The sequence below is a fragment of the Kosakonia radicincitans DSM 16656 genome (assembly GCF_000280495.2).
Classification (GTDB): domain Bacteria; phylum Pseudomonadota; class Gammaproteobacteria; order Enterobacterales; family Enterobacteriaceae; genus Kosakonia; species Kosakonia radicincitans.
In genome coordinates this window covers 5,749,777-5,762,790 of sequence record NZ_CP018016.1, presented here as the reverse complement: position 1 = coordinate 5,762,790, position 13,014 = coordinate 5,749,777, and the positions used below count along the sequence as shown (strand labels likewise).

Genomic DNA, 13,014 nt, shown 5'->3' with positions numbered 1-13,014 from the left:
AACCATGAAGAAGATCTTTTTGGCGCTGGCAGGAATGATTCTGGCTTTTAGCGCCGTAGCTGCTCAACCTACTGATGGTAAGCAGTTTATTACGCTTGATAAGCCGGTGGCAGGGGAGCCGCAGGTCCTTGAGTTCTTTTCGTTCTATTGCCCGCATTGCTATGACTTTGAACAGGTGTGGCATGTTGCCAGCGCTGTGAAAGAAAAGCTGCCGCAGGGCACCAAAATGACCAAGTACCATGTTGAATTTCTGGGGCCATTGGGTAAAGAAATGACCCAGGCCTGGGCGGTTGCAATGGCGCTTGGTGTGGAAGATAAAATTACTTCCCCGATGTTTGAAGCGGTACAAAAAACGCAGACTGTTCAGTCCGTTGCTGATATCCGCGATGTCTTCATCAGCGCTGGCGTAAAAGGCGAAGAGTATGATGCGGCGTGGAACAGCTTCGTGGTGAAATCACTGGTTGCTCAGCAGGAAAAAGCGGCTGCTGACCTTCAATTGCAGGGCGTTCCGGCCATGTTTGTTAACGGCAAATACCAGGTTAACCAGCAGGGCATGGACGGCAGCAGTCTGGATGCTTTCGTGAAAGACTACGCAGATACTGTAAAATATCTGGTAGAGAAGAAGTAAAAAATAGCGCCGGTCAATGACCGGCGTTTTTATATTGCGCTTTTATCGCGTCTATATGTTCATCTTTGTCGGACCATAATTTATTCAGCCATTGCTGAAAACCGCGTTTAAAATTCTTGTCGTTGACGTAATCGCCATGCAGTTCTTCATTCACCGGCAGCAAATTAATTCGTACGACAATGCGTGTCAGCTTGCCGCTGAGCATATCAAAGAAAGGCGTCTTATCATTTTCCGGGTAGCACAAAGTAACATCCAGCAGCTTATCAAACTGTTCTCCCAGCACGTTCAGCGCCATGGCAATACCGGCCGCTTTTGGTGGCAAAAGATTTTTGAAGGGGGAACGTGTCTGGCGACGTTTTTCCTCGGTAAAGCGCGAGCCTTCCACGAAATTCACAATCGTTGTGGGATGATGGCGAAACTTCTCACACGAGCGCCGTGTGGTTTCCACATCTTTGCCGCGGCGTTCCGGGTGACGGAGCAGATAGCTTCTGGAGTAGCGGCGCATAAATGGCATATCCAGCGCCCAGCAGGCAAGCCCGATAAAGGGTACCCAGGCGAGTTGTTGCTTAAGGAAATATTTATTCATCGGGATATGTTTGCGGAACAGCACGCATAACACCACGATATCTGCCCAGCTATGGTGATTGCAGATCAGCAAATACCAGTTCTTTTTATTCAGCCCTTCCAGCCCTTCAACATCCCATTTTAAATGCGGATTGAGATGCAGCAGCCATGAGAGGCCTACACACCAGCAATACATCATGAAATTACAGAAGGCTGAGATCGCTCTCCACAATACCGGCACTGGAAGCAGCAGCTTGAGTAAGCCGGCGACAATAATTGGCACGGAGCAAAAAATAGTAACCAGTATGGTAAGCAGGACACTCATAAACAGAGTGAATACTGCAAGCAATCTCGACATAGTTAAAGTATTCAGAAAGTTAGCTGCTAAAGCCACACAATAAAGAAGAGTAAGGCGCTGATTTTACCAGAAAACCCAATGCGGGAATGCTTAAACCTTGCTGGTAATACCTGGTGCCTCTGGAATAGAGAATGCCAATTGACTTTTCTTATATCCACATAGAGTAAATTGCCATCAAAAGGCAATAATGATCTTTTGTCTTTGTGTAACTTATTAAATATAAAGTAATTGTGTTTTTTTACGATCGACAGAAGGGCACAAAAATCCAGCCGAACAGAAACTATTCACAAACTTATCCACAGGTTTATTGTGCGAGCGATCCCGACGATCGCGAAATCTTTTCCGGCAAATACCGTGAAAAACTCATGTTTTCTCCCTGTCTGTGGCATCCTTTAGCTATAAATTGATAAACAGGCACGGACATCATGGTTCAGATCCCAGAAAACCCACTTATCCTTGTTGACGGCTCGTCTTACCTCTATCGCGCATATCATGCGTTCCCGCCGCTGACCAACAGCGCCGGAGAGCCCACCGGTGCCATGTACGGCGTGCTGAATATGCTGCGTAGCCTGATCCTGCAATATCAGCCGACTCATGCCGCCGTGGTATTTGATGCGAAGGGAAAAACCTTCCGTGATGAGCTGTTTGAGCATTACAAATCCCATCGTCCTCCGATGCCAGACGATCTGCGTGCGCAAATAGAACCGCTGCACGCCATGGTTAAAGCGATGGGCCTGCCGCTATTGGCGGTTTCTGGCGTGGAAGCGGATGATGTGATCGGCACGCTGGCGCGAGAAGCCGAGAAAATGGGGCGTCCGGTGTTGATCAGTACCGGTGATAAAGATATGGCGCAACTGGTAACGCCGGGTATCACGTTGATCAATACTATGACCAACACCATTCTTGGTCCGGATGAGGTTGTCACCAAATATGGTGTACCACCTGAACTGATCATCGATTTCCTGGCGCTGATGGGTGACTCCTCCGATAACATTCCGGGCGTTCCTGGTGTGGGTGAGAAAACCGCGCAGGCGCTGCTACAGGGGCTGGGTGGTCTGGATACGCTGTATGCTGAATCAGATAAAATTGCCGGATTGACTTTCCGTGGTGCGAAAACCATGGCCGCGAAGCTGGAGCAGAATAAAGAGGTGGCGTACCTCTCTTATCAACTGGCGACCATCAAAACCGATGTCGAACTGGAACTGACGTGTGAGCAACTGGAAGTGCAGCAGCCTGCGGCTCAGGAACTGCTTGGGTTGTTTAAGCAATATGAATTCAAACGCTGGATAACCGACGTCGAAGCCGGTAAATGGTTGCAGGCGAGAGGCGCAAAACCCACAGCGAAACCGCAGGAAACCATTGTGGTGGAAGCGGAAGCTGATATGCCAGCTGCCACACTCTCTGCGGAACAGTACGTCACTATTCTTGACGAAGAGACGTTGCAACAATGGATCGCGAAACTGAAGAGCGCGCCGCTGTTTGCCTTTGATACTGAAACGGACAGCCTCGATAATATCAGTGCTAATCTGGTTGGCCTCTCCTTTGCGATTGAACCCGGCGTCGCCGCTTATGTGCCGGTCGCGCATGATTACCTTGATGCACCTGACCAAATCGCCCGCGATCGTGTGTTAGAGCTGCTCAAACCGCTGCTGGAAGATGAGAATGCCCGCAAGGTAGGGCAAAACCTGAAATACGATCGCGGTGTGCTGGAAAACTACGGCATTGAGCTGCGCGGGATCGCGTTCGACACCATGCTCGAATCCTATACGCTGGATAGCGTTGTCGGTCGCCACGATATGGACAGCCTGTCTGAACGCTGGCTGCAGCATAAAACCATCACCTTCGAAGAGATTGCCGGCAAGGGTAAAAACCAGCTCACTTTTAACCAAATCGATCTGGAGCAGGCGGGGCGCTACGCGGCGGAAGATGCTGATGTCACGCTGCAATTGCATCTGAAGATGTGGCCGGAGTTGCAAAAAAATGCCGGGCCGCTGAATGTATTCCAGAATATCGAAATGCCGCTGGTTCCTGTGCTCTCGCGCATTGAACGTAACGGCGTCAATATTGATCCTGCTGTGTTACATAAGCACTCCGAAGAGCTGACATTGCGTCTGGCTGAGTTGGAGAAAAAAGCGCACGACATTGCAGGTGAGCCATTTAACCTCTCATCAACCAAGCAGCTGCAAACTATTCTGTTTGAAAAACAGGGGATTAAACCGCTGAAGAAAACGCCGGGCGGCGCGCCTTCAACGTCAGAAGAGGTACTGGAAGAGCTGGCGCTGGATTACCCGTTGCCGAAAGTCATTCTGGAATACCGTGGGTTGGCCAAACTCAAGTCAACCTACACCGACAAACTGCCGCTGATGATTAATCCAAAAACCGGGCGCGTACACACCTCGTATCATCAGGCGGTGACGGCAACCGGGCGTTTATCATCTACCGATCCAAACCTGCAAAACATTCCGGTACGTAATGATGAAGGGCGACGTATTCGCCAGGCGTTTATTGCGCCGAAAGATTATGTGATTGTCTCGGCAGACTACTCGCAAATCGAACTGCGAATTATGGCGCATTTATCGCGCGATAAAGGCCTGCTGTCAGCCTTTGCTGAAGGTAAAGATATTCACCGGGCGACCGCTGCCGAAGTCTTCGGCTTGCCGCTGGAAAGCGTAAGCAATGAACAGCGTCGCAGCGCGAAAGCGATCAACTTTGGTTTGATCTACGGAATGAGCGCCTTTGGTTTGTCCCGACAACTTAATATTCCGCGTAAAGAGTCGCAGAAGTACATGGATCTTTACTTTGAGCGTTATCCTGGTGTGCTGGAGTATATGGAGCGCACACGGGCGCAGGCGAAAGATCGCGGTTATGTGGAAACACTGGATGGTCGTCGCCTCTATCTGCCGGACATCAAATCCAGCAATGCTGCCCGACGCGCAGGAGCGGAGCGTGCAGCAATCAACGCCCCGATGCAGGGTACGGCGGCCGATATCATCAAACGGGCAATGATCGCCGTTGATGGCTGGCTGCAAAGCGAAAAACCTCGTGTGCGTATGATCATGCAGGTACACGATGAACTGGTGTTCGAAGCGCATAAAGATGATGTTGATGCAGTGTCGAAAAAGATCCATGAACTGATGGAAAGTAGCACCACGCTTGATGTGCCTTTGCTGGTAGAAGTGGGGAGCGGGCAAAACTGGGATCAAGCGCACTAAGCGTTCGGTGAATAAGGGACTTTTTCTGTAAGTAAGCAACATATCGCCGACAGTTTTGTGACAATCATTAGAATTCCATATGTAAAAAGTGAAAAGAAATTACAAAAAATGCTTTGTCAGGATCCAAAAAGGGAGTAGAGTTATTTGCGTAGGGTACAGAGGTAAGATGTTCTATCTTTCAGACCTTTTACTTCACGTAATCGGATTTGGCTGAATATTTAGCCGCCCCAGTCAGTAATGACTGGGGCGTTTTTTATTGCGCGAAAGAAAAAGCGCGGCGGACGCCGCACCTGGGGTTTATGCGTCGGTTTCTTCAACCGGCGGCAGAGAACTGAACCAGCCGTCCAGCTTTTCACGCAGTTTATCCACGCCCTGTTTTTTCAGTGAAGAGAATGCTTCTACCTGTACTTCACCGTTAAAAGCCAGCACTGCTTCCCGTACCATATTAAGCTGCGTTTTACGCGCGCCGCTGGCCAGTTTGTCCGCTTTGGTCAGCAGCACGAGAACCTGCAAGTTGCTCTCTACTGCCCATGAGATCATCTGTTGATCGAGGTCTTTTAACGGATGGCGAATGTCCATCAGCACCACCAGTCCCTGCAAACACTGGCGTTTTTCCAGATATTCACCCAATGCACGTTGCCATTTGAGTTTCATCTCTTCCGGCACTTCGGCGTAGCCGTAACCCGGCAAATCGACGAGGCGCTTGCCCTCGGCAACTTCAAACAGGTTAATCAGCTGCGTACGTCCGGGGGTTTTTGAGGTGCGCGCCAGGTTTTTCTGTTGAGTTAATGTGTTTAGCGCGCTCGATTTACCTGCATTGGAACGGCCGGCAAAAGCCACTTCAACGCCGGTATCGGCAGGCAAGTGGCGAATATCAGGCGCACTGGTGACAAAATGCGTCTTTTGGTAATTCAGGTTTGTCAAAACGGTCGTCTCCATCATCAAAGCATGCGGCGATTATACCTGAACCGGAACAAAAGGCTGTTTTTCTCGCCAGAAACCTGTCTGGCAGCCGTAAGCCATTACCGCGCCATTTGTAAGATATTGGCTCTTCCAGCTATGCGAACTTTCAGAGAAATTTCAGGTTGATAAATGGATAAGAATATTTTAATCAATAACTTATGTTTGAAGAATAGTCTGAAACTGGCGTTTTAACCCTGTTAATGCTTGTCTGTTTAGCTCAGAAGGGTAAAGTAACCTTCACAAGGCAGGAGGCCTGAAAGGGAAGGAAGACTCAAGGATCGAGGGGTCGGGAGCGCCAGGAGGCGAAGACCACAGGATAACGTCAGGAGATGTTTGCAAGGAAGGGACCTCAACAGGGAACGTTCTTAGCTAAGGGACAAACAGGGTACGTTGACAGCAAACAGGGAACGTAAAGCCCGCTACGGGTTGAAGGTCAAGAAAAAAGGCGACGGTTTACACTGTCGCCTTTTTTCTTTGCTTGCTTTCTGCTAGATTCCGCCGCAATTCTATACTGAAGAAAACGACTTAAGACGACCATTATGAAAAAACCGTCCTCCAATCCGCGCAGCAAAGTGCGCCGTAAAACCCGTGAAGAATTGAATCAGGAAGGCCGCGATCGTAAGCGCGAGAAAAAGCATCGCGGTAATGTCTCTGGCAGCCGTGCGAACGGTGGCGGTGAGTCTTCTGGCACCGGTAAAGGCAAGTTGCAGAAAGACCCGCGCGTTGGCAGCAAAAAACCGATCCCGCTGGGTGTCACCGACACACCGGTCAACAAGCAGCACAAACCTAAGAGCGAGAAACCTATGCTTTCACCGCAGGCTGAGTTGGAGATGCTGGAAACGGATGAGCGCCTGGATGCGCTACTGGAACGTCTTGAAGAGGGTGAAACCCTGAGCGCTGACGATCAAGCGTGGGTTAACGCCAAACTGGACCGCATCGATGAGTTGATGCAGAAACTGGGCCTTTCTTACGATGATGATGAAGACGAAGAAGAAGAGGAAGGCCGGGAAGATATGATGCGCCTGCTGAAAGGCGGCAACTGATCCTTTTCTATGGGCTTTCCCGTCCTGCTTATAACCCTTCCGGTTATATGTTATCTGGTGTGGTTATTCGTTAAACTACAGCGGTTGTCGCAGCGCAGAGTCTGGCTGCGCAACCGGCTTATGACCCGCAACGAGGTCAGGCCGGGCCGCCGGAACCGCCAGCGGCGTCATCGGAAGGAGTAAGCAATGTCAGAGCAAATTATCGACTGGGATCTGGCCCTGATCCAGAAATATAACTATTCCGGGCCGCGCTACACGTCCTATCCCACCGCGCTGGAGTTTTCAGACGCTTACGGTGAAGAGGATTTCCGCCAGGCGGTTGCACGTTATCCTGAGCGTCCGCTGTCGCTGTATGTGCATATTCCGTTTTGCCACAAGCTTTGCTACTTCTGCGGCTGCAATAAAATCGTTACCCGCCAGCAGCATAAGGCCGATCAATATCTCGATGCGCTGGAACAGGAGATCGCCCATCGCGCGCCGCTGTTTCGCGGTCGCCACGTCAGCCAGTTGCATTGGGGCGGCGGTACGCCAACGTACCTCAACAAAACGCAAATCAGCCGCCTGATGGGGCTGCTGCGCAGTCATTTTGATTTCAATACCGACGCAGAGATCTCTATTGAGGTCGATCCTCGTGAAATTGAACTCGACGTGCTTGACCATTTGCGTGCGGAAGGCTTTAACCGCCTGAGTATGGGCGTGCAGGATTTCAACAAAGAGGTGCAAAGGCTGGTCAACCGCGAGCAGGACGAAGAGTTTATCTTTGCGCTGCTCAACCACGCCCGCGAGATTGGTTTTACCTCAACCAATATCGATCTGATTTATGGGTTGCCAAAACAGACGCCGGAAAGCTTCGCCTTTACGCTACAACGTGTTGCAGAGCTTAGCCCGGATCGCCTGAGCGTCTTCAACTATGCGCATCTGCCGACGCTGTTTGCCGCGCAACGCAAAATCAAAGACGCCGATCTGCCTTCGGCGCAGCAGAAGCTCGATATTTTGCAACAAACCATCGTTTCGCTGACCGGCTCCGGTTATCAGTTTATCGGTATGGATCACTTCGCCCGCCCGGATGATGAGCTGGCGATTGCCCAGCGCGACGGCGTTTTGCACCGTAACTTCCAGGGATACACCACGCAAGGCGACAGCGATTTGCTGGGGCTGGGTGTTTCCGCCATCAGCATGATCGGCGACAGCTATGCGCAAAACCAGAAAGAGCTGAAGCTCTACTACCAGCAGGTTGACGAACGTGGCGACGCGTTGTGGCGCGGTATTGCGCTTACCCGCGACGACTGTATTCGCCGCGATGTGATTAAAGGCCTGATTTGTAATTTCCGGCTGGATTTCAGTACAACGGAACGCGTCTGGGATCTTAATTTCCGCGACTATTTTGCTGAAGACTTACGCCTGTTAGCGCCGCTGGTGAACGATGGGCTGGTGGAGATGAATGAGCAGGGGATACAGGTCACGCCGAAAGGGCGTTTGCTGATCCGCAATATCTGTATGTGCTTTGATGCGTATTTGCGCCAGAAAGCGCGTATGCAGCAGTTCTCAAGGGTAATTTAAGTGAAAGCGTTATCAGGCCAGGGCAAAAACCACTGGCCTGAAACGCATAGCGCCTTGCGGCGGCGGCAAGCAAAACTAGCTAAACAGCCCAACCAGCGCGGCGCAAAGAACAGCCGCGATAGCCGTTTGCGGTGTGTGGCTTGCTGATGCGCCAGCTTCGACGCCCGCACTGACCACACTGATAATTGATTCCAGCATCATGAACTCCCCCGTGAACGGGCAAGATCATACTTCACTGCGATAAACAGTAAAGCGCAAAATAGCGTCAATTTGCGGCTGAGATTCATAATTTACATTTCACCCGCTCGTTACTCCATTCCCAGCTCTTTCAACTTGCGTGTCAGAGTATTACGCCCCCAGCCAAGCAAGCGCGCCGCTTCCTGTTTATGCCCCTGAGTATGGCGCAGCGCGGTGGTCAGCAATGTCCGTTCCATCTCCGGTTGCGCTTCAGAAAGCAGGTTTTGATGTCCGGAACGCAATGCCCGATCGGCCCACTGCGCCAGCAGCGTTGCCCAACTGTCAGGCAAACTCTGCGACGGGCTGTCCGGCACCGTGGTTTCAAACAGTTCACTGGGCAGGTCCTGGATCAGCACTTCCTGCCCCGCAGCCATCACCGTTAACCAGCGACAGGTGTTCTCAAGCTGGCGTACGTTACCCGGCCAGGCCAGACGCGTGAGCGCCGCTTCGGTTTCCGGATGCAACTGCTTGGCTTCCACTCCCAGTTCACGTGCCGCTACCTGCAAAAAATGACGCGCAAGGCGAGGAATGTCTTCCCGGCGTTCGCGCAGCGGCGGCAAGTGGACGCGAATAACGTTCAACCGGTGGAACAAGTCCTCACGGAATTTGCCTTCCTGAACGCGCAGCTCCAGATTCTGGTGCGTCGCCGCAATAATGCGCACATCAACCTTTACCGGCGCGTAGCCGCCGACACGATAGAACTGACCATCGGCCAGCACGCGCAACAAACGGGTTTGCACATCCAGCGGCATGTCGCCGATCTCGTCGAGAAACAGCGTCCCGCCATCGGCCTGTTCAAAACGCCCCTGGCGGATCGTGTTCGCACCGGTAAAGGCACCTTTCTCATGGCCAAACAGTTCTGATTCAATCAGATCTTTGGGAATTGCCGCCATATTCAGGGCGATAAACGGCGCTTTCACTCGCGGGCTATGGCGATGCAGCGCATGCGCCACCAGTTCTTTACCGGTCCCTGATTCGCCGTTAATCAGGACGCTAATCGACGAGCGCGACAGGCGACCGATAATGCGAAACACATCCTGCATCGCCGGCGCTTCGCCGATAATATCGGTGGTCGGGCCGCTGGCCTGTATATTGCGCGGCTGCTGCTGTTCCTGATAATGGCTAATCGCGCGTTCAACCAGCGCGACGGCTTCATCGATATCAAAAGGTTTGGGCAGGTAATCAAAAGCCCCTTGCTGATAAGCACTTACCGCCGCATCCAGATCGGAATGCGCGGTCATAATGATGACCGGGAGCATTGGATGGCGCTGTTTGATCTGTTTTAACAGTGCAAGTCCATCCATCCCTGGCATACGAATATCCGAAAGCAGTACATCCGGGGTTTTGGTGGTGAGCGCATCAAGCACTTCATTGGCACTTTCAAACGTTGTACAACTCAAGCCTGCCCCGCTGAGCGCGCGTTCCAGCACCCAACGGATGGAGCTATCGTCATCAACGATCCAGACTATCCCTCGTTGCATAAACACCTCTACTTCCGAATAGGCAGAAATACCGAGAATTCGGTATGACCTGGCCAACTGGTGAATTCAATTTTGCCAGAATGTTGATCAATCAAACTGCGTGCGATAGATAATCCCAGCCCGGTGCCGCCCTCACGCCCGCTCACCATGGGATAGAACAGCGTATCCTGGAGATGCGACGGAATACCTGGGCCGTTATCTTCCACATCTATTCTCGCCGCGAGGCGATAGCGAATTCCGTGCAGCGTTAACTGGAAGGCGGTACGGGTACGCAGAATAATTTCGCCCCCTTCCGGCCCCAGCGCCTGCAGAGCGTTGCGGACGATATTCAGTAAAACCTGTTCAATTTGGTCTGGATCGTGGGCCAACTCCGGTAAACTTGGATCGTAATCGCGAACCAGCGTTACGTTGTCCGGCAGTTCCATCGACACCAGTTTCACCACGCGTTCGGCAACTTTGTGAATGCTTTCGGTAACATGCATTCCCGGCTGCTGCGGCCCTAACAGACGATCCACCAGATTTCGCAGACGGTCGGCCTGCTCAATAATGACTTTGGTGTATTCCATTAGCGCCGGATCGGGCAGCGCTTTGCTAAGCAGTTGCGCCGCACCGCGTAACCCGCCAAGCGGGTTCTTGATTTCATGCGCCAGTCCACGCACCAGATCACGCGCAGCCACCTGTTGGGCGTGCTGCAATTGTTCCTGGCTCAGACGTCGCTGATTATCCATTGGCGCCATTTCCAGCAGGACTAAACCGTCCGGTAAACGTTGCGCCGTCAGCGACAAAATATGTGAGCGACCATCGATCACAAGAGTCACTTCGTTATCGGTAAAACCCTGACCTGCATGCAAACTTTCACGCATCAAATCGATATTCAGTGAAAAGTAGCTCAGCAGTTCAGGCAGCGGTGTGCCGAATAATTTACGCGAACTCTGCGCCAGCAATTGCTGTGCCGCAGGGTTGGCGTAATGCACCGCCAGTTCGTCATCAACCAGTAAGATACTGTTGATCAAAGAATTGAGGATCTGCCCAGCATCGGGCAGCGCGCCACTTGCCATTTAGCAGTCTCCCGGAGATATGCACTAATTTAGTGCAGTATAGCTTTTTATAGGTAAAAAATGCGTCAGAACAGAGTGTTGGTGGAGAAAAAAGCCCATCCAGGGATGGGCTAAAAGTTCCACGGCAACAAAATATCCTAACGTCTTTCACGTTACAGCGGTGTTGGCTGCCCTCATTCACCCGAATCACTTAGTAGACTAAGCTCATCGGGATTCATTCGGTTGCCGCCTTGCTGCAACGCGAAATCCGTTGGATCTTCAGTAATACGATTAAACGCTGTAGTACAGTTCGAACTCTACCGGGTGCGGCGTCATGCGAACGCGGTCGTTCTCTTCCAGACGCAGCGCGATGTAAGCATCGATAGCGTCGTCGGTGAACACGCCACCGGCTGTCAGGAACTCGCGGTCAGCATCCAGCGCGTTGAGCGCTTCTTCCAGAGAGCCTGCAACCTGCGGGATCTCTTTCGCTTCTTCCGGCGGCAGGTCATACAGGTTTTTGTCCATTGCTTCGCCCGGGTGGATTTTGTTTTTAATACCATCCAGACCGGCCATCATCAGTGCTGCGAAGCACAGGTACGGGTTAGCCGCCGGATCCGGGAAGCGCACTTCGATACGACGTGCTTTCGGAGAGGCAACGACCGGAATACGGATAGAAGCAGAACGGTTACGGGCAGAGTAAGCCAGCATTACCGGCGCTTCATAACCCGGGACCAGACGTTTGTAGGAGTTGGTGGTCGGGTTAGACAGGGCGTTGATAGCTTTAGCGTGTTTGATTACGCCGCCGATGTAGTACAGCGCCATTTCAGACAGGCCTGCGTATTTGTCGCCAGAGAACAGGTTAGTGCCGTTCTTGGACAGGGACATGTGGCAGTGCATACCGGAACCGTTATCACCGAACATTGGTTTCGGCATAAAGGTCGCGGTTTTACCGAAGCGGTGAGCAACGTTATGTACCACATATTTGTAGATCTGAATTTCGTCCGCTTTTTTGGTCATGGTGTTGAAGCGGGTAGCCACTTCGTTCTGACCAGCCGTTGCCACTTCGTGGTGGTGAGCTTCAACAACCAGGCCCATTTCTTCCATCACCAGACACATGGTGGAACGCAAATCCTGTGATGAATCAACCGGCGGAACCGGGAAGTAACCGCCTTTAACAGCCGGACGGTGACCTTTGTTACCACCTTCGTATTTGGTGGAGGTGTTCCATGCGCCTTCGATATCATCGATAGCAACGCTGGAACCGGAAATGGAGCTGCCGAAACGAACGTCGTCGAACAGGAAGAATTCCGGCTCAGGCCCAAACAGAACGGTGTCTGCCAGACCGGTAGAACGCAGGTACTCTTCAGCGCGTTTTGCGATGGAACGCGGGTCGCGGTCGTAACCCTGCATGGTGCCTGGTTCGAGGATATCGCAACGGATGATCAGCGTTGTTTCTTCGTAGAACGGGTCAATGACAGCGGTAGTCGCGTCCGGCATCAGCACCATGTCTGATTCGTTGATGCCTTTCCAGCCACCAATCGAAGAACCATCAAACATTTTGCCTTCTTCAAAGAAGTCAGCATTAACCTGATGGGCTGGGATAGTGACGTGCTGTTCTTTACCTTTGGTATCGGTGAAGCGCAGATCAACAAACTTCACTTCGTGCTCATTCAGCATCGTCAAAACGTGTTCAGCGGACATACTTAAACTCTCCCGGATTTGTCATTGTCGTCGTGGTAACGAGGTCTTCAAATACTGCGTGAAACCTGGCGTAGTTGCCGTAAAATAGATAAAGCGAAATCTATGCCAACTTTTAAATGCCCCTCAAAAGGCGTTATTATGCCCGGTATAGTGCAAAAGGGCTGCACCATGATGGTTAAGTTGCACCAATATAGTGCTTTCGTGTGAACATTAAGCACCGTATTGGTGCA

At 51.7% G+C, this 13,014-nt stretch carries 11 protein-coding genes; 5 read left to right on the top strand and 6 right to left on the bottom strand.

Going from position 1 to position 13,014, the window contains the following annotated elements:
* The first annotated feature begins 4 nt into the window (after window positions 1-4).
* A complete protein-coding gene (dsbA, locus tag Y71_RS27720; protein WP_007369343.1) occupies window positions 5-628 on the top strand; it encodes a thiol:disulfide interchange protein DsbA in 624 nt (207 codons plus the stop codon).
* 13 nt (window positions 629-641) lie between these two features.
* Here the strand turns inward: dsbA and yihG are convergent, their stop codons facing one another.
* A complete protein-coding gene (gene yihG / locus Y71_RS27715) occupies window positions 642-1,550 on the bottom strand; it encodes a 1-acylglycerol-3-phosphate O-acyltransferase, YihG family (protein WP_035890352.1) in 909 nt (302 codons plus the stop codon).
* Window positions 1,551-1,975: 425 nt separating this feature from the next.
* On the opposite strand from yihG, the gene polA reads away from it, so the two are divergent.
* Complete coding sequence (gene polA, locus Y71_RS27710; protein WP_007369341.1) at window positions 1,976-4,762, top strand: DNA polymerase I; 2,787 nt, start codon at window positions 1,976-1,978, stop codon at window positions 4,760-4,762.
* Window positions 4,763-4,928: 166 nt separating this feature from the next.
* Window positions 4,929-4,976 (top strand): small protein SpfP, encoded by a 48-nt coding sequence (gene spfP / locus Y71_RS31200; protein ID WP_071892919.1) that lies wholly within the window; start codon window positions 4,929-4,931, stop codon window positions 4,974-4,976.
* An 83-nt stretch (window positions 4,977-5,059) separates the two neighbouring features.
* Here spfP and yihA read toward each other — a convergent pair whose 3' ends face one another.
* Window positions 5,060-5,686 carry a ribosome biogenesis GTP-binding protein YihA/YsxC gene (gene yihA, locus Y71_RS27705; RefSeq protein WP_007369340.1) on the bottom strand — a complete coding sequence of 209 codons (627 nt, stop codon included), beginning with the start codon at window positions 5,684-5,686 and terminating at the stop codon, window positions 5,060-5,062.
* Window positions 5,687-6,264: 578 nt separating this feature from the next.
* Between yihA and yihI the strand changes: the two genes are divergently transcribed.
* Entirely contained in the window at window positions 6,265-6,768 is a 504-nt protein-coding gene (gene yihI, locus Y71_RS27700) for a Der GTPase-activating protein YihI (protein ID WP_007369339.1), read from the top strand.
* A 186-nt stretch (window positions 6,769-6,954) separates the two neighbouring features.
* Window positions 6,955-8,328 carry an oxygen-independent coproporphyrinogen III oxidase gene (gene hemN, locus Y71_RS27695; protein WP_007369338.1) on the top strand — a complete coding sequence of 458 codons (1,374 nt, stop codon included), beginning with the start codon at window positions 6,955-6,957 and terminating at the stop codon, window positions 8,326-8,328.
* Between the two features lie 75 nt (window positions 8,329-8,403).
* On the opposite strand, the gene Y71_RS30275 is transcribed toward hemN, so the two are convergent.
* The 4 genes from Y71_RS30275 to glnA all read right to left on the bottom strand — a co-directional run bounded on the left by Y71_RS30275 (window position 8,404) and on the right by glnA (window position 12,784).
* Window positions 8,404-8,526 carry a YshB family small membrane protein gene (locus Y71_RS30275; protein WP_007369337.1) on the bottom strand — a complete coding sequence of 41 codons (123 nt, stop codon included), beginning with the start codon at window positions 8,524-8,526 and terminating at the stop codon, window positions 8,404-8,406.
* 110 nt (window positions 8,527-8,636) lie between these two features.
* A complete protein-coding gene (glnG, locus tag Y71_RS27690; RefSeq protein WP_007369336.1) occupies window positions 8,637-10,046 on the bottom strand; it encodes a nitrogen regulation protein NR(I) in 1,410 nt (469 codons plus the stop codon).
* 8 nt (window positions 10,047-10,054) lie between these two features.
* On the bottom strand, window positions 10,055-11,104 hold the full coding sequence (glnL, locus tag Y71_RS27685; protein WP_007369335.1) for a nitrogen regulation protein NR(II): 1,050 nt from the start codon (window positions 11,102-11,104) through the stop codon (window positions 10,055-10,057).
* Between the two features lie 270 nt (window positions 11,105-11,374).
* Window positions 11,375-12,784, bottom strand: a complete 1,410-nt coding sequence (glnA, locus tag Y71_RS27680; RefSeq protein WP_007369334.1) for a glutamate--ammonia ligase — start codon at window positions 12,782-12,784, stop codon at window positions 11,375-11,377.
* Between the last annotated feature and the right edge of the window lie 230 nt (window positions 12,785-13,014).